This window comes from Nonlabens sp. SY33080, from assembly GCF_011784885.1.
Classification (GTDB): domain Bacteria; phylum Bacteroidota; class Bacteroidia; order Flavobacteriales; family Flavobacteriaceae; genus Nonlabens; species Nonlabens tegetincola.
In genome coordinates, this window is the sequence record NZ_CP050461.1 from 2,027,890 (window position 1) to 2,046,180 (window position 18,291).

Genomic DNA, 18,291 nt, shown 5'->3' on the forward strand with positions numbered 1-18,291 from the left:
ACAAAGATACTAAACAGAATGCTGCTCAGTCATCTTATCTTGCTCTAGCTTATTGCGTAATCTACTTAATGATTGCTGGCGAATTCCTAAAAATGATGCGATTTCCTTCAATGGTAGTCTGTGAACTATAGGCTCATATCGTTCTACAAACTTCAAATATCTAGTAGTGGCATCATGACTAATCATTCTAGATTTTTCATCTAGCATGGATTGATAACGCTTAAGCATTATTTTGTGAAAGGCAGGCTCTAGACCGGGATACAGTTTACTCATGTACTCAAAGTCTTCATATTGAAAACATAAAACCTCACCGCTTTCTACACATTCAATTTGTAAATCGCTGGGTTTTTGATCAATAAAACTATACATCGCGGTCATCACATCACCATCGGCAACAAATCTTACAGTATGAAGGTCACCTTTTTCGTCAATAATGCTACCTTTAAGTACGCCTTTTTTAACTACATAAATATGACTGGACACTTCACCTAAATGCAGTAAAATGTCCCTTTTCTTAACTTTTTTTACCTCTAATAATCCGAAGATTTCATTTGCGTACTCTAATGACGGTCTTCCTTCATCACCTGTCAAATCATGTAAAAAAGAGGGCAATTCCATATGATAATAATTAGGAGTTTATTAACTTTTTATTAGGCATACATTTGCAATATACCTATTTTGAAAGACAAAAAAATGTCTTATATACTCATCTAGAAAACATATGTTAAACCTTTTTTATATAGTAGACAAAAGAGTATAGATTATCGACGAAATACACAATAAAGAAATAATTTTTTCAGACAAGAGCACCTCAACCTTGCAAAATTTGTCGATTTCAAGTGGTCTAAGCCTACATTTGACTTATTTTGCATACAATGAAATCAAGAATTCTATCTCTAAAAAGCCTTTCTAATGAACACAAAAATCAGCTCCTTGATATATTTGACAACGTCGTTGATCTAGAACCTTTAAAAAAGGTACTGCTTTCACCTAGAGTTTCTTTAAGAAATAACCATGTTATCATTACCTCACAAAATGCCATTCCTTTTCTTAAAAAGAATTATGATTCACAATTAGTTTCTTGTTACTGTGTAGGAATAAACACATCATCCTTACTTCAAGAAAATGGTTATAACGTTGTTGTCACTCATCATAATGCAAAAGAGCTTGCTCACCACATTTGCGCACACTACCACAATACTAAGTTTGATTATCTAACATCACCTCATCGACGGAATGAGCTTCCCGATACCTTAACCGACAATAAAATATCGTATAACGAGATTTATGTCTATGATACAATAATGGTGAAAAAAAGCTTCAGTTGTACTTTTGACGTCGTTTTGTGTTACAGTCCTCGTGGTGTTTACGCTTTCGCGAAAGCGAACTCAACAAATACCTCTACTGCAATTTGTATAGGAGAAACGACAGCAACAGCTGCTAGAAATTTCTTTAAAACGGTAATAGTAGCTGAAGAACCCAGTGTAGCACACGTAATTAAAACAGTATTAAAGACATACAAAAATGATTAAAAACGATTTATTTCTTAAAGCTCTTAAAGGTGAAACCGTAGAACGTCCACCAGTATGGATGATGAGACAAGCAGGAAGGTACCTGCCAGACTTTATGAAGCTTAAAGAAAAATATGATTTTTTCACACGATGTCAAACTCCGGAATTGGCTACCGAAATTACTGTTATGCCTATTGATCAACTAGGTACCGATGCAGCTATACTGTTTTCTGATATCCTGGTTATACCACAAGCGATGAATATCGATGTAGAAATGAGAGCTGGTGTAGGACCATGGCTGCCAGACCCTATAAGAACTGTTAAGGATCTAGACAGAGTAGTGGTGCCAGATGTGAGTGATGCGCTTAGTTACGTGATGGAAGCCATCGACATGACTAAAAAAGTTCTGGATGACAGAGTGCCATTAATTGGATTTGCTGGGTCACCTTGGACGATTTTATGCTATTGTGTTCAAGGACAAGGAAGTAAAAACTTTGACAAGGCCAAAGAGTTTTGTTTTACACAACCAGAAGCTGCTCATGATTTACTGCAACGTATAACTGATACTACCATTGCTTACCTTAAAGAAAAAGTAAAACATGGTGTCAATGCTGTTCAAGTCTTTGATTCATGGGGTGGAATGCTTTCGCCGGTTGATTATCAAGAATTTTCGTTTCAATATATCCAACAAATAATTGACGCATTAAAACCACTTACCGAGGTGATCGTTTTTGGTAAAGGATGCTGGTTTGCCTTACAAGAAATGTCGCGTAGTGGTGCTAGTGCACTAGGAGTAGATTGGACCTGTAGTGCAAGAAATGCTAGGTACTTGACAGGTGGCGATATAACATTACAAGGAAACTTTGATCCATCGAGACTATTATCTCCACCAGCAACTATTAAAAAAATGGTGAAGGAGATGATTGATGAATTTGGTAAAGACAAATATGTAGTAAATTTAGGTCATGGAATTTTACCTAATATACCCGTTGAAAATGCACAAGCATTTGTAGACGCGGTTAAAGAATACGCATAATAATGTTTAAAAATGTTTGGAAGGGTATTAAGGCCTATTCTGATGGATTTGCTTTGATTAGTAAGCTTAATCTTTGGCAATTCTTTTTGGTACCCATGCTTATAAGCTTTTTCTTCTTTGTAGGAATTGGATTTGCTGCCTATGGGTTGAGCGATAACCTAGCCAATATTATGGATAAATTATGGATATGGGAAACGGGCTCACAAACCTTTCACACCATTGCCGAATGGATAAGCGGAGCTATCATAATAATCATTGGTTTAATCCTTTACAAGCATGTGGTTATGATATTAAGCGCTCCTTTTATGTCTCCTGTTTCAGAACGTATTGAAAAGCACCTTTACCCTAATTACACTCATACTTATCCTCATAGAAATACTAATAATCTAGAACAGCTTTGGCGTGGTTTACGCATTAATGTGCGTAACCTGGGTTATGAATTGTTACTAACTATACCTTTATTATTACTGAGTTTTATTCCTGTAGTTGGTATTGTATTTACCATCATTGCGTTTATCGTTCAAGCCTATTATGCTGGGTTTGGAAACATGGACTATACACTAGAGCGTCATTTTAAATATGCCGATTCTGTCAAATTTGTAAAACAACGTAGAGGCCTTGCTATAGGTAATGGTTTAGTATTTATGGGAATGGTATTAATACCGATTATAGGTGTTATTCTAGTATTGCCTTTTTCAGTAACTGCGGCTTCTAGATTAACTCTTAACGAAATGAAAGATCGACAGCTGTTCATTCCCATCGAGCCTACAAGTGAATCTATTAATGAAATAACTTCATGAAAGAAAAATTCTATTCATTTATTTTAGAATTACAAGATACGATATCTGGAACCCTTGAAAAACTTGATGGAGTAGCCTCTTTCAAGCAGGATTTATGGGAACGAGAAGAAGGTGGTGGCGGTAGATCACGTGTCATTGAAAACGGCGCTGTCTTTGAAAAAGGTGGTGTCAATATAAGTGCTGTTCACGGCCCGTTGCCAGTGTCCATGCAAAATTATTTTAAAGTCAATGATGTTGATTTTTATGCTACAGGTTTAAGTTTGGTTTTACATCCTAAAAATCCTTTTGTCCCTACTGTGCATTGTAATTTTAGATATTTTGAAATGTATGATGAAACAGGTAGGATAGTCGACAGTTGGTTCGGAGGTGGATTAGATCTTACACCCTATTACTTATTTGAAGAGGATGCAACGCATTTCCACAAAATATGTAAAATGGTGTGTGATCGACACGAGGTTGCAGACTATACCCTTTTTAAGAAAAAATGCGACGAATATTTTCACAATAGTCATCGTAACGAGGCACGAGGAATAGGAGGATTGTTCTATGATTATTGTAAAGCAAATGAGAGTTTTACAATGGAAGATTGGTATGCTTTTCAAATAGATATAGCCAGTCACTTCTTAGAAGCCTATGTGCCAATAGTGGAGAAACGTAAAGATCTGGAATATGATCAAAATCATAGAGACTGGCAAGAAATAAGGCGAGGTCGCTATGTAGAATTCAATTTAGTTCATGATAAAGGAACCTTGTTTGGACTTAAAACTAATGGAAGAATAGAAAGTATTCTAATGAGTTTGCCTCCACATGTTCAATGGAAATACGACCACCATCCTGTACCAGAAAGCCCTGAACATGAATTACTAAAGGTTCTCCAAAATCCTAAAAACTGGGTATAGATATATAACTTATACTTTTGTACTACCTAAAGCGTTTCCTTATCATGAAATCATTGTTAGCCAGATTATGCGGTTTCCTTTTACTCATTACTGTATTGTCATGTGCCAAACGTGGTCGTCCTACTGGTGGACCGGTAGATGAAGAAGCTCCTGTTATTTTAAGGGCCTATCCTGATAATTATTCTACTAGATTTAATAATCAGGTGATAGAAATAGAATTTGATGAGTTCATCAAATTAAAAGATTTACAAAAGCAACTAGTGGTATCACCACCATTAGAATACCAACCTGTGATAACTCCTCAAGGTGGAGTTTCAAAAAAGTTAACCATTGAAATTAAAGATACGCTTCAAGACAATACCACTTATGTGTTGGATTTTGGACAAAGTATTGTAGATAACAATGAAGGAAATCCATTTCCTTTTTTCAGGTATGTATTTAGCACCGGAGATGTAATAGATTCATTAACCGTAAAAGGAAAAATCACTGATGCCCTAAAATTCAAATCTGAAAAATTTGTGAACGTTTTACTATATGAAGTAAACGGAGAATTTGTAGATACGGTAGTCACAAAAGGTAAACCTAATTACGTTCTTAACACACTGGATAGTCTGTCAACATTTACCATGCAAAATATCAAAGCTGGTACTTATAAAATGGTTGCTTTAAAGGAGGATAATCGTAATTTAAAATTTGATCCCAGCAGTGATAAAATTGGTTTTGTTTCAGACTTAATAACTGTTCCTAGCGATCAAACGTATGAACTTAAACTATTCAAGCAGGCGCAGGAACCTAGTATTACAAAACCCATATTTAAAAACCCTCAACGATGGGATTTAGGTTATACAGGTCCGTTAGACAGTCTTAATCTGAAATCTCTACCTGATTATCCTATAAGTGATTTACGCATTACAAAACTTACAAAAAAGGATACTCTTGAAATATGGCAAAAACCTGCTGTAATAAAGGATTCTGTTTTATTTAATGCTTATTATAAACAATTTACAGATACGGTAAAGGTATTCTTCAAAGAAGAGAAAAAAGACAGTCTGGTAGTAAGCAAGTCTGGAAAGTTTGGAATAGGTAAAAACATTTTGATTACAGCTACTACTCCTATTGAAGACTACAACACAAACCTTTTTAAATTAATTGATAAGGATAGTGCCGTGGTTCAAACTAACTTTAAGTTAGACCGGTTTAAAAATCAATTGGAATTAGCTATCGACTCACAAGAAAACCAGAAGTATAAATTACAAATGTTACCCGAGGCAATCACTGATTATTTTGGAGCAAAAAATATCGACACGCTTAATTTTACATACAATACAAACAAATCCTCTTCATTAGGTAACATCTGGGTGACATTGACTGGTGGAAAAGAGTTTCCTATACTAGTGGAAATTGTTGATGAAAAATTAGAGGTTGTAGAACAACAAACTGCAAGAGAAAATACAACCCTTGAGTTCAATTATTTAAATCCAGGTAACTACTACATTAGATTAATCTATGATTCCAATGATAATGGTAGGTATGATTCTGGAGATTTTTTCAAAAACAAACAACCAGAAAAGGTCGAGTATTTTCCAGAATTACAAAAACTTCAGGCAAACTGGGACTTACGTCAAACAGTTATAATAAATTAAACCTATCTCTATCTTGTAGAAACTTCAGTTTATCTCTATAATGTGAGATATGATTTTTATCTAAAAGAACTGTTTTTATTCCGTTTTGCTCCCAAGGATGTTCATCAATTAACTCCTTACCTAGGACATCATAAACCTGTGAATGTCCGTTATAATCCATTCCTGTACCATCTTTTCCTGTACGATTAACGCCTATTATGTAACACATATTTTCAATCGCTCTAGCCTTTAAAAGTGCATCCCAAGCATTTACCCTAGGCACAGGCCAGTTAGCCACATAAATACATATGTCATAGTCGCTTGTATTTCTAGAATAAACAGGAAAACGCAAATCATAACATATTTGAAGATTGATTTTCCAATTTTTAAATGAAACAACCACAGGCTCTTCTCCTTTATCATAAACATTGTGTTCACCTGCAAGAGTAAACGTGTGGCGTTTATCATAAAATGTATGCTCGCCATCGGGATTCATAAAAATTCCTCTATTTACATATCCAGTATCAGTAGCGTACATTACACTGCCATAAATAGCAAAATTCCCTTTAGAGGCGTGCACTTTTAAGTAGTTTAAAATTTCGTAATTACTTGCAATACCTTGTGGATTCATAGAGAAACCAGTAGTAAACATCTCGGGTAACACTACCAGATCAGTTTTTTGATAGAGTTCAATCAGTTTGGTGTCAAAAGCCTTTTTATTCTCAACAGGATTTTCCCAGACTAGTTCACTTTGGATTAATGATACTTTCATGCGTTAAAAATAAGTGCCTATAAAATTGATGTCATTAAAATTACGTTATTGTTTTGTACGATACCTTGCCTTTCATGGCTATTAAAAACTAGCATGATAGAAAACTTTTCAATTGAAAAACAAAGCCTTATCTATTTCTTAATACTTTAAGATTTTTAAAAAGAATATCTTTGTCGAGAAAATAGTTTATGGCATCATTCCAAATTCAACCACGTACTAAGGCTCAAGAAAGTACTAATGCGATTGAACGCATGTACATCACAATGAGACATTTATTCAATCGTGGATTTTACAAACCTATGGGTGTGAGTGGTGAATCGTTAAGAGAATCACTCCTTACATTAAAACCTGAAATATATGGATCCATCGCCGATGAAAAGGTAGAACTAGATGGATTACTGTACGTTATGGATCGTTTACCTGTAGGTATTGAAGAGTGTACTTACATCAATCTCACCAGTAATGAAGGTTATGAGCAAAGTCATTTTAAACCTATAATTCCTCTTAAACGTAGACGTAATTGCTATCGAATCGACGATCACCAAATGAATATTGAGGTTACTCGTGGTAGATCAGAGATTTATGACATACTTACTCACCTTACTTTTCTCATGATAGAATCTCATAAAATCATGAAGCAAGTAATGGTAGGTGAGAACAAACAAACTACAAGAGACTGGCAATGTCTAGAAAATGCGGTTACAAAGAAGAAACTTTCTCAAGAGGAGAAAGATATTGCAATGACGCACGTCGCTACCATTCTAGGTAGAACCTTTAAAGAGGTGAAAAGTACCTACCCTAAATTTGCAACAGTTGACAATCCTAATCGCTTCCTCAGTATAATTTATCACATGGGAGCACTTGCCAGAAAAGAAATTCTTGATGAGCAAAAACGATTAATTACCTTTTCTCCTGTTCTTAGAGAACGATTGGGTCATCACATCCATGGTGATATTTGGGCATCTCGTATCAAGCAATTTTTAGTCGATAACAATTTATTCGATAGACCTATTCATATAATAAGTGCCAACTTGCACAGTGTCATGAATTCCTTGTACGGTCCAAAAGCCCTACAAAAACAGCTTAAAGACACTGACCGCATGTCTCTTTTTGCAAAACTCAGTGACGAGGCAAATAAAAACCTGCGTGACCGTATAAAAAAACATGCCGTTACCAATGGTATGTATGAACTTAAAGATACTAGTGGTACTAATATCGATGTACAGATATTTGATACCAGTGAATGTGCTTACATGGACGTTGATTTTTGTTCAGTACGCTTTCGCGAAAGCGATAACAGCACAAAACCAGTTCTTGTCGTAATGGACTATGCCTTTGGTGAGCAAGCATTTGAGACGATGGATGAATTGCTTAAACCGTATACCGATGAAAACGGAACTAAGCACAAGATGAATGTCAAATCTGTTAATGTAATGGGTAAAGCAGGTATTCTTACCGGTGATAAAGGCGACATCATGATTCCTGATGCTCATGTTTTTGAAGGAACAGCAGATAATTATCCTTTTGAAAATCAACTTAAAGAAGAAGATTTACAAGAAGATGGCATTAATATAGTAAGTGGTAGTATGGTAACCGTTCTAGGAACCTCGCTACAAAACAAAGATTTACTAGAGTTTTTTCACACCAGTAGTTGGAGAGTGATAGGTCTAGAAATGGAAGGTGCTCATTACCAAAAAGCTGTGCAGTCCGCATCACAGGTACGTAGAAGTATAAATCGTGATGTAAAAGTAAGGTATGCCTACTATGCAAGTGATAATCCTTTAAAAACAGGTCATACTCTTGCAAGTGGTGGATTAGGTTTACTAGGAGTAAAACCGGTATATGTGATTACCGAAAAAATCCTAGAACAAATCATGGAGGAAAGTCTGTAATTAATTCTTCGATTATACTTAGTACTGCCAGGTTGCGTTCTAAATTGTGAACAAAACTTATATTTGACACCATAAAAACTTACATATGAGCGACCAGCCCAATAATCAGGAGGAAAAAGAGGTAGATCTAGTACCTGTTTTTACATGGATAGGTAATGGTTTTAAAAATCTCTTTAAAGCCATAGGAGATGTGTTTAAAGGAATAGGTAACTTCCTAGTTCTTACCTTACTATTCATGAAAAAACACCTAGTTTTACTAGCTGTTCTGTTTTTAATAGGAGCTGGATTAGGTTATTACCTGGATTTACAAAACAAAAAATCCTTTAATGCCATACTTAGAGTACAACCTAATTTTAATAGTGCTGCTCAACTTATTTCAAATATTAACTTGTACCAGTCGCTTATTGAACAAGAGGATTTTGCAAGTCTAGCCAATAAGCTAGAGATTAACGAGGAACAGGCACAAACCTTAGGGTCTTTTGAGATCGAGGCTAGCTATACAGATAATGAGTTACTAGCAGAATACGATGCACTAGCGAGAAAAAGCGATACCATGGCGCTCATGAATTTTACTTTTGAAGGATTTAAAGCGGCAAAACGAGATATCGATTATGAATTCTATAAGGTAGTTATTGCCGGAACCGATCGCGAGGTGGTTAATAAAGTAAGTGAGCCGGCAGTAACGGTTCAAGATAATTCAGGGATTAAAGCTTTGCGTCAATCGGCAAAGGAGAACAATGCATTTGACTTAAAAGTGCTCGAATATCAATTACAAGAAACCGATTCACTTATCGCTAGTTACCAAAAAGCGATTGCAGGAAATTCAACAAGCGGCGCATCGTCTGGAACAAACCTATATTTAGGAGATCAAAAGCCGTCTGATGCTCTTAAAGATCTCTTCGGTCAGAAATCAACGCTACTGTATAAAATTTCAGAGGCTAGAGAAGACAAGTACAAGTTTGCCAAAACCGTAAATGTATTATCACAATACGTTACTAAAGGATCTGTAGAGAAGAAGCATTACAAGATCAAATTGGCCTTTATCTTTCTAGGTTGCGGTATGCTACTAGCCTTAATTCCTTTATTGTGGAGTTATCTTAACAGGTTAGAGTCGCAACGAAAATGATAGTAAAAGAAACGTCATTAAAGGATTGTAAAGTTATCGAGCCAGCTGTGTTTGGTGACCAGCGTGGTAAATTTGTTGTTGCTTTTGATAGTCTCGCTTTCGCGAAAGCGTTACCTCAATCCAATCCGTTTATTGTAATTAATGAAAGTACCTCAACCTATGGCGTTATTCGAGGTTTACACTTACAAAAAGGAGATGCTGCACAGGCAAAACTAGTACGTTGTGTGCAAGGTGAGATATTAGACGTTGCTGTAGATTTTAGGGTAGATTCTCCAACCTATTTGAAACATTTTGCAATCAAATTGAGTGCAGAAAATAACAAGCAATTATATGTCCCTAGAGGCTTTTTACATGGTTTCTCGGTACTTTCATCAACTGCGATTGTGAACTATCAAATTGACAATACATATCAACCTGAAACCGAACTTGCAGTAAGATACGATGATCCACAGCTTGCTATTAATTGGCAAATACCAGAAAAAGATGTCGTCCTTTCTGAAAAAGATAGTGTTGCTCCATATCTATCTCAATTATGATAAAAGTTCTAATCACTGGTGCTAATGGGATGCTGGGAACAGCCATAAGTAAGCGGTTGACCAGTGTTGAATTGTTCACTTTCACAAGCAAAGAACTAGATATAACTTGTGCACACAAAGTACAAGAAAAGGTTGCATCCCTAAGACCTGACTATATTATTAACTGTGCTGCCTACACAGCTGTAGATCTAGCTGAAGAACAACGGGAAAAAGCCTTTAAAATAAACGCAACCGCAGTAGAAAAATTAGCCCAAATCGCTGCCCAGTATGATGCTACATTAATTCATTTTTCTACTGATTATGTTTTTGATGGGACCTCTAATATTCCTTATCAACCACATGATATCACAAATCCGATCAATGAATATGGTGCTAGTAAGCTCGCTGGTGAAAAAGCGATTGAAATGCTAGCTTCTAAGTATTATATATTTAGAATTTCATGGTTGTATGCGCCTTTTGGTAAAAACTTTTTTACATGGCTTACGACTACCGATCAACAGCAATTAAATATCGTAACTAGTCAAGTAGGATCACCTACAAGTGCCTTGAGTGTTGCCAATTTTATACATCATGTTATTAAACAAGATCCTTTACAGTATGGCTTGTATCATTATGTGGATCAAGGAAAGGTGAGTTGGTATGAGTTTGCTTTAAAAATAAATGAACTGGCAGAACTTAAAAAAGGTATTCATGCCGTAGACTACTACCCTACTGCTGCGCGACGACCTGCATTTAGCGTGATGGACACCTCAAAGACAGAAGAGGTATTCAAATACCTACTATCTCCTTATCAAATCGAATTAGAAAAGGTAATTGAACACCTATAACGCAGTTATAGCAGTTAGATACTTATTGGCTATTCGTTCTAATGAAAAGTCCTGTGCTCTTTTAATAATTAAGTCTGAATCATAATTCTGTGGCGAGTTTACGACCTTAATTATTGAATCGGCCATTGATCGTGGATTTTTTATAGCACAAAGTTCTCCAATAGAATCGTTATTTATAATAAATTCTGGGCCAGCACACCTAGTGCTGATTACAGGCTTCCCATAGGACATTGCTTCTATAATTACATTCCCAAAAGCTTCATTATGCGAACTCAAAACTAACGCAATACAATTTGCGTAGTAATCATCTAGATCCTCTAGAAAACCTAAAAACTCCACGTGATCTTTTATACATAACTCATCGGCTAATTGAATAAGTTCATCCTTTAACATGCCATCGCCTGCAATTTTAAGCTTCACATTCAAATCGTCTTTAATAAGCGCAAATGACTTGAGTAAAGTGGGGTAATCTTTTTGAGACTCTAGTCGTCCTACGGCTAGTAAGTAACGTTCACCTGTAGAATTGTTATTTTTAATTGTTTTTGACTCATAGATCGGGTTTCCAATGACTTCAATTTTTGAACTTACAGTTTTGTGAAAATTGATCATTGAAGTTTTAGTACCATCTGAGTTTGCAATGAGCAAGTGACTTCTATTAAAAGCCCATTTAAGCAGAATACTTAATTTTCCAGGATGCGTCTCATTAGCAAGTTCTCCTGCTTGCCGGATGATTAACTTACTTTTTGACTGGCAAATAAAGTGAGAAATATTACCAAAAACATTGGCCTCTAGAACAGCGGTAATAAAATAATGAGGCTTAAACCTTATCAATTCAAAACATATAAAGAATGGCATTATACACAATCTTAAAAGGAGATTCAGCAGCTTTGATTGAGATGGCTTTTTATTGAACATTCTAATAACTGTCAAATGTTCATTTTGAATATCTTGGTAAGCAGTTCCATAAGCGGTAATTAAACGTACGTCGTAATTATTTTCAATCAAATAAGACGCTAATTTTATAAAAACCTTTTCGGCACCGCCGCCTTCAAGTGTAGGAGTATAAAGCAAAAATTTATTCTTCATATAGATTTGAAGGGTTCAGAATAATTCAAATATAACTTCATAAAAGATAGATTAAAGACTGAAGTACTGCTATTTTTGTTTGAATAAGTTCTATTAAGATAATGAAACAGCTTATCAATCGGTTTATTGCCTCCGACCAAATTACTCTAATTGTTTTGAGATTAGCTGGTGTAAGTCTTTTGTTTCTGGCGACATTGATAATGACCAATTACTATCCTCAAAACTTAGTTGGTGAATTTGAGTTATCTAGAACTATTTTGCTGTTAACAGGAGCAATTGTTGTTGCGGGAACAGATCGATCTATAATCCAGTTTGCTGGTAGGTTAGAAAGTGATGGCAGGTTTGATACCTTTCTGGGTGTTTATTTAAATAGCCTTAAATTAATAGGTCTTCTCTGTTTGCTTATTCTACTAGTTTATGTCTTAATTCCAGTTGAATACTATCAAAATTTCTTTTCAGATTCTATCATCTTTAAAATTATCATAAGCCTGTTTTTCTATGCTGGAGCCACCTTAAACACTGAAGTGTTTAGAGTTTTTGAGTTAAACATGTGGGCAGAATTGTATCGTGGTATCTTTAAATACATACTATTATTTTGTGCCGCTATATACTTGATGAATAGTTCAAATCAAGCATTTATTATAGATGTCTTTTTATTTTCGTTTGTGATTTTATTTGTTGTTTCTACCTTTCAAATCGTTCCTAAAATTAAAAATCAATCTTGGAAAACATCCTTTAAGACTCTAGATATTTATAAAGTTTCAATGCCAATGGCCCTTACAGGATTGGGGTTCTTTTTATTACTGTCGATTGATGTTATCTTATTAAAATATTTTGAAGGTAATGAAGCCGTCGCGGTTTATGCACAACCTGTTAAGATTATCAGCTTAATAGCGATGATTCAAACTACTCTACAAGCTTCTATTTCAAAACAACTAGCCACATGTTTTTTTAAAAAAGACTATAGAGCTTTAGACCAATTAATTAAAAAAACAACTCGAACCATTGCGATTATAAGTTTGCCATTAGTAATCGTTCTACTATTCATACCAAAGTTTCTTCTATCTTTATTCGGGTCAGATTATATTGAAGGTTCATATGCATTAATGATTTTATTAGTTGGTTGTATCGTAAATGCATTATGTGGTTGTACCAGTATTTATATGAATATGACTAATAAGCAGTCTCAATTTAGAAATATTATATTTATTACCATTTTTATAAATATTATCCTTAACCTCATACTTATACCAATTTATGGTATTATTGGTGCCGCAATCGCTAGCTCTATCTGCTTAATTTTTTGGAATTTGGTTATTGTATTTTATGTTTATAAGCGAGATAATATAGTTCTTGCAATTCATTAATCATCTAGTTTGAAAAGAAGTAAGCTTACCTTTTTATTTATTGCAATCGTTACAATTTTAGTTGGAATGATTGCTAGCTTCATTCTACCTGATAGATTTATGTTTGATGCTTATACCATAGGCTTAGATAGGTATAATGAAAAAGGATGGTTGGGTAGCTATCCTTTTTCTATGATGATTTATCATATAACAGGTGTAGGTAGACTACCATTTCCTATGGTTGCTTTAATTCAATTGCCTATCATTTTTTTGATGTTTAAACATTTGAAAATACCCAGAAGCTTTCATCAATTCAATTTAAAAAACGCGATTATTTGGCTGGGTTTACTTATGTTCGGTATATATGTAGGTTTCCCTTCTAAAGAATTTATTACTGCTATCTACATCTATTTATTGAGTCTCGTTCTTATCTCAAGACTCAACCTATTTTTAAAAATCGCTTTAACATTTTTACTTCTTGCGTTTTTTGGTTGGTTCTACAGACAATACTTTTTACTCATACCGTTTCTAGCATTAGTCATTTACGGCCTGAGCTATATAAAAATTAAAAATAGAGTTCTTACTGTGCTTGTAGTAGGTATTTTAACTGCCTGTTTTATGTCCTTAAGTTATGGACTAGTTAAGGGTGAGTTCATGTCACAAGGCTCAAGAGAAGCTCTTAATAAACGAAGAGTTGAAAGAGGTGATTCAAATGCTGCCACAATGATTGTTTCACCTGTAGAAACAGATACCTTTCATGGTGAAGCATTTGGAATAGTCTATGGTTTTTTCACAGTAAACCTTCCTGTCACCGGACTTAGATTCATTTTAAAACCTCATGTAATTGCATTTGTAATATGGCAATTAGGCCTATTTATTTACTTATTATATCTGTACAGTATTGTTTTAAAAAACAAGGAGAAATACCTTCACGAGCAATGGGTTTTTCACTTACTATTCGCTTATTTTGTTATACAAGGTGTATTTGAACCCGATTTAGGAAGTGCTGTAAAACATAAACTTGGCGTTTTTCCATGGATATGGCTAGCGTTTTATTATAACAAAGGACTTATAAAACGACCTACAAAAATTAAACGATATGTTTTCAAATTGGCTAAAAACAACTAGGTCTTGGTATCTTAATAATTATGAGTTATTAATAGGAATTCTAGCTAGTATACTAGTGTTTAGGAAACCTGGGACTATTGCTATCATTCTTTTTATAGTAAGTCACCTGTTAATCGCAAGATCTTTTAAATTTTCTAAAAATTCATTTTGGAAAATTGGTTTGATCGCCTTACCATTTCTACTGGATGTACTATTCCTGTGGAACAATGTTGAACTATCAGAAGGATTTAAACACATGGAAAAACGCATGAGTATGTTGTTATTTCCTGTTGTTCTTATAGGGTCACCTATTAAAATCAATTTTAAAAAAGTACTTACCTACTACTCGATATTATTCACATGTTTACTAGTCGTTCTATTAATAAGGTTCCTGGTTATTGAGCCCGAACTCGTTTCAAAATATTTAAAGGGTATTCACCTGTGGGAAATGGGTTATTCTTTTGCCAATAGCACCGGTGTTCATGCGCCAGCTCTCAACATGCATGTGGCTTTTCTAGTAGTTGTAAACACCTATCTCGTTATAAGACACTTGATCGAATCTAGCTGGAAAATCCTTAATTATAGGACTCTATTATTTTTAATTTCTGTATTTCTGCTTCTTATTATCAATACTAGGCTTGCCGTCGCAAATGCATTTATTGGTATATTTTTAGTTTTGTTTTTAGAATTGTTTAAAAAGGTATCACGCAAGAAATTGGTAACTGTCACAGCCAGTACACTGGCAGTATTGATTTTAATGGTGTTCGCTTTCGCGAAAGCGTTTCCTTACATCACAAAAAAGTATACCACTGTCACCTTTGCTCACATGGATAAAGTAGGTAAACTTGATGATTTTGAAAACCCAGAAGGTGAAGTATTCAATAGTTTTGTAACTCGTGTAAGTATTTGGAAAACAGCCTGGGAAAGAGCTCAACAGGATATTTGGATAGGTGTAGGCGCTGCAGATGGCAAAGACGAGCTCAATCAAGCCTACCTGGATACTGACCAGCAGTTTCTAGCCAAGTATAAATTTCCTACTCACAACCAGTACTTAGATTTCTTACTCAAATTTGGTTTATTAGGATTGCTTGCGGTGCTTCTTTATGTACTTAATATTTTGTGGCTAGGCTGGAGATTACAGCACAGCGTTGTTCTTTTTTTCTTTGTATTGTTCTTTACCTCAAATCTTACCGATGATTTTTTAATCCGTTATGATGGTATCACCTTCAGCGCCTTGTGGATCAGTATTTTTAGTGCGCTGTATATTAAGAACGACTGTAGTACAAGTCAATCAATTGAGAAAAGTTCTTAGTTGAATTGAAAACCTCATCAACGCGTTTACTACCATTTTTCCCCATTTGCAACCTCAAATCTTTGTCAAATAGCTGTGTAATAGCTTGGACCGCTTGTGTAGCGTCATCGATTAAAAACCCTGTTTGAGATGGTAGTACTATGTCTCTATTTCCTATCACATTGGTAGCTACCACGGGCTTTTCAAAAACCATAGCCTCAAGTACGGCAATAGGTAATCCTTCCCAAAGTGAGGTTTGTAAATAAACATCCAATCTATTAAGATGCTCTAGACCTTCTTTCCTATTCATGAACCAACCTGTTACTGTGATATTGGGAGCTGTAATTTGATCCTTGAGAATACCATCTCCTATCCAGACGAATTGTACATCGGGTAATTGAAGAGCAATTTCATTAAACAACTTAGGATTGCGAGCATGTGTAATCCTACCTAAAATACCTACAGTAAACTTTGAAAATGGTTGGGTATTCAAAAAGGTTTTTATCTTGTTGTATGGGACACCATTTCTAATAAGCTCTACCCTATCATGCAGTTTTTTTGCTTCATCAAATTCTGTATCACCACAAGCTATGGTTGTAAAGCCATAAAAGGAAGCCATTCTTTTTTCAATAGCCTTAAAAACCGCTGCTTTACTGCTTGAAATGTCCTTGCGTAAAAAACTATAACCATGTGGCGTATAAAAAAGTTGAGCTTGAGAACTCGCGATTTTTGCTGCAACCTTACCTAAAACACCAGCTTTTGAGCTATGAAGATGAATAACATCTGGTTGTTCCTTTTTAAAAATTCTAGAAAGCGCCTTTATACTTTTATAGTCGTTAAATGGCGAGATATTTTCATTCATGGAAACTTTAAGTAGCCTGACATTGGAATGAAAATCTTTTTGGACATTTTCAGGGATTATTTCTGCACGTTGATCATTATAAATAATAGTAGTTTGTACTCGATCACTAGGACCAAAAACCTGAGTCAAATCACAGAAATAGCTATAAACTCCACCACCTAAGGCTTCAATTACGTGAAAAACTTTAAGTTTCCTATTGTTCATAGGTTACAAAGGTAAGAGGTAATCTTGCTTGTAGTATCTTTTTTGTTCATATTCGCAGTAAAGTAAACACATTGAAAACCTATCCCAATAAAAGTATTTTACAACGTATACATTTACTTTTTACCTATACTTTATTTGCTCTTCCTATTTTACCAAAAATCGTGAGTAATATAACCATAGGGATATTTGTAGGTTTATCATTATTAATAAGCTTAACTAACAAGCAAAAGGTTTTTCGAGTTAATTACTTTATAGCAACTGCTGCTATATATTTTGTTTTGTTGGCTAGTCTTTTGTATAGCTCAAACAGCGAGTATGCCCTTAAAAAATTAGGGACACTTACGCCTTTATTATTACTTCCTTTAAGCTTTGCTGTTGTCCCGTCTGTAGTGATTGAATACTTACGTAATCACCTGAAAGACTTTTTGAAAGTTTATGTAGCTTCCATAATTGTACTAGTTCTTATAAGCTTGTTCATGATGCTCTCCAATTATGATCTTGATATAATTTTACAGGGAAAAAGATCCTTTCTACATCAACTAGGGTTGTGGAATAATATTGATAGCTTGTACTTATCCTATCATCTGTCCATAGCAACGCTTGTCACAGGTTATTTGTTTTTTATATCTAAAAAAAGCTGGAAAGCACTAGGTGGTTCACTAGTATTTATATTCTTATTCAGCGTTTTGCTTTACTTTTCCTTTAAAGCTAGTATCATGGCGTTTTTACTAGGTATTGCCATGTTAACGATTCTTATAAATCAACGCAAGTTGTGGATTCTTTTTAGCGGATTATTCGTCTGTATTTTAGGACTCATCGTTTTTGTACCTTCTATAAATAGCAGATTCTCTGAACTGCTCATAGTAAAAAACCCTGAACATAAAACCCTAGAATCTGTTACTATTAGAAATACGATTAATGAATGTAGTTTTGAAATAATGCCGCATGCTAGTTTATTTGGTTATGGAATTGGTGATAGCAAGCAGGAATTATTGGATTGTTTTGCCAGTAAGGAAAGTGCCTTGTTTGATCTTTCTTATAACACACATAATCAATATTTAAGCTTAATACTAGCAGTAGGATTCATAGGTCTATTGGTCTTCTTTTTATCCTATGGCTATTTAGGGATTCAATCGTTGAATAAAAAGAATTATCTAGCTGTTGCTCTACTATTCTTATTTGCCGTGTGGATGCTGGCAGAAAATATTCTAGAACGACAAGAAGGAGTTTTTTACTTTTCTTTATTCCTTAATTTTTTATTTGTCTTAAATTTCAATGCGTCAACATCGGCAGGCTCCTTAGTACTGTCACATGAAAAAGTGATTGATACTTTTGAGAAGGATAATAGATAAGTTCGCTTTCGCGAAAGCGTAA

Annotated in this window: 17 protein-coding genes; 13 read left to right on the forward strand and 4 right to left on the reverse strand. The window is 34.8% G+C overall.

The genetic code is table 11. From position 1 onward, the window contains the following. Positions 1-9: 9 nt before the first annotated feature. Positions 10-618 (reverse strand): Crp/Fnr family transcriptional regulator, encoded by a 609-nt coding sequence (locus tag HCN53_RS09095; RefSeq protein WP_042276816.1) that lies wholly within the window; start codon positions 616-618, stop codon positions 10-12. Between the two features lie 257 nt (positions 619-875). Here HCN53_RS09095 and HCN53_RS09100 point away from each other — a divergent pair, with 257 nt between their 5' ends. The 5 genes from HCN53_RS09100 to HCN53_RS09120 are packed head-to-tail and all read left to right on the forward strand — an operon-like array spanning position 876 to position 5,889. Then, on the forward strand, positions 876-1,532 hold the full coding sequence (locus tag HCN53_RS09100; RefSeq protein WP_167342746.1) for a uroporphyrinogen-III synthase: 657 nt from the start codon (positions 876-878) through the stop codon (positions 1,530-1,532). Then, positions 1,525-2,547: a uroporphyrinogen decarboxylase gene (gene hemE / locus HCN53_RS09105; protein ID WP_167342747.1), complete on the forward strand. Its 1,023-nt coding sequence runs from the start codon at positions 1,525-1,527 to the stop codon at positions 2,545-2,547. The genes HCN53_RS09100 and hemE overlap by 8 nt, the downstream gene beginning before the upstream one ends. Positions 2,548-2,549: 2 nt before the next feature. Then, a complete protein-coding gene (locus HCN53_RS09110) occupies positions 2,550-3,347 on the forward strand; it encodes an EI24 domain-containing protein (protein ID WP_167342748.1) in 798 nt (265 codons plus the stop codon). Continuing rightward, positions 3,344-4,246 carry an oxygen-dependent coproporphyrinogen oxidase gene (gene hemF / locus HCN53_RS09115; RefSeq protein ID WP_167342749.1) on the forward strand — a complete coding sequence of 301 codons (903 nt, stop codon included), beginning with the start codon at positions 3,344-3,346 and terminating at the stop codon, positions 4,244-4,246. Before HCN53_RS09110 ends, hemF begins: the two co-directional genes overlap by 4 nt. Positions 4,247-4,290: 44 nt before the next feature. After that, on the forward strand, positions 4,291-5,889 hold the full coding sequence (locus HCN53_RS09120) for an Ig-like domain-containing protein (RefSeq protein WP_167342750.1): 1,599 nt from the start codon (positions 4,291-4,293) through the stop codon (positions 5,887-5,889). Here the strand turns inward: HCN53_RS09120 and HCN53_RS09125 are convergent. Then, positions 5,876-6,640, reverse strand: a complete 765-nt coding sequence (locus HCN53_RS09125; protein ID WP_167342751.1) for an amidohydrolase — start codon at positions 6,638-6,640, stop codon at positions 5,876-5,878. The two genes, HCN53_RS09120 and HCN53_RS09125, sit on opposite strands and share 14 nt — an antisense overlap. A 188-nt stretch (positions 6,641-6,828) precedes the next feature. Between HCN53_RS09125 and HCN53_RS09130 the strand changes: the two genes are divergently transcribed. From HCN53_RS09130 to rfbD, 4 genes are all read left to right on the forward strand, one after another. After that, a complete protein-coding gene (locus HCN53_RS09130; RefSeq protein WP_167342752.1) occupies positions 6,829-8,532 on the forward strand; it encodes a DUF6909 family protein in 1,704 nt (567 codons plus the stop codon). 85 nt (positions 8,533-8,617) lie between these two features. Further along, positions 8,618-9,658: a hypothetical protein gene (locus HCN53_RS09135; RefSeq protein ID WP_042276796.1), complete on the forward strand. Its 1,041-nt coding sequence runs from the start codon at positions 8,618-8,620 to the stop codon at positions 9,656-9,658. Further along, positions 9,655-10,194 (forward strand): dTDP-4-dehydrorhamnose 3,5-epimerase, encoded by a 540-nt coding sequence (gene rfbC, locus HCN53_RS09140; RefSeq protein WP_167342753.1) that lies wholly within the window; start codon positions 9,655-9,657, stop codon positions 10,192-10,194. Before HCN53_RS09135 ends, rfbC begins: the two co-directional genes overlap by 4 nt. Then, positions 10,191-11,021, forward strand: a complete 831-nt coding sequence (gene rfbD, locus HCN53_RS09145) for a dTDP-4-dehydrorhamnose reductase (protein ID WP_167342754.1) — start codon at positions 10,191-10,193, stop codon at positions 11,019-11,021. The genes rfbC and rfbD overlap by 4 nt, the downstream gene beginning before the upstream one ends. Here rfbD and HCN53_RS09150 read toward each other — a convergent pair. Next, positions 11,016-12,107, reverse strand: a complete 1,092-nt coding sequence (locus tag HCN53_RS09150) for a glycosyltransferase (protein WP_167342755.1) — start codon at positions 12,105-12,107, stop codon at positions 11,016-11,018. The two genes, rfbD and HCN53_RS09150, sit on opposite strands and share 6 nt — an antisense overlap. Positions 12,108-12,307: 200 nt before the next feature. Between HCN53_RS09150 and HCN53_RS09155 the strand changes: the two genes are divergently transcribed. Genes HCN53_RS09155 through HCN53_RS09165 form a run of 3 tightly spaced genes read left to right on the forward strand, consistent with a single transcriptional unit; the run spans position 12,308 to position 15,872 of the window. Further along, positions 12,308-13,474, forward strand: a complete 1,167-nt coding sequence (locus HCN53_RS09155; RefSeq protein ID WP_167342756.1) for a polysaccharide biosynthesis C-terminal domain-containing protein — start codon at positions 12,308-12,310, stop codon at positions 13,472-13,474. 9 nt (positions 13,475-13,483) lie between these two features. Next, entirely contained in the window at positions 13,484-14,581 is a 1,098-nt protein-coding gene (locus HCN53_RS09160) for a hypothetical protein (protein ID WP_085775430.1), read from the forward strand. Continuing rightward, entirely contained in the window at positions 14,553-15,872 is a 1,320-nt protein-coding gene (locus HCN53_RS09165; protein WP_167342757.1) for an O-antigen ligase family protein, read from the forward strand. The genes HCN53_RS09160 and HCN53_RS09165 overlap by 29 nt, the downstream gene beginning before the upstream one ends. Here HCN53_RS09165 and HCN53_RS09170 read toward each other — a convergent pair. Beyond that, positions 15,826-16,917: a glycosyltransferase gene (locus HCN53_RS09170; RefSeq protein ID WP_167342758.1), complete on the reverse strand. Its 1,092-nt coding sequence runs from the start codon at positions 16,915-16,917 to the stop codon at positions 15,826-15,828. The genes HCN53_RS09165 and HCN53_RS09170 overlap by 47 nt on opposite strands. A 71-nt stretch (positions 16,918-16,988) precedes the next feature. Here HCN53_RS09170 and HCN53_RS09175 point away from each other — a divergent pair, with 71 nt between their 5' ends. Further along, a complete protein-coding gene (locus HCN53_RS09175) occupies positions 16,989-18,269 on the forward strand; it encodes an O-antigen ligase family protein (protein ID WP_167342759.1) in 1,281 nt (426 codons plus the stop codon). Positions 18,270-18,291: the final 22 nt, after the last annotated feature.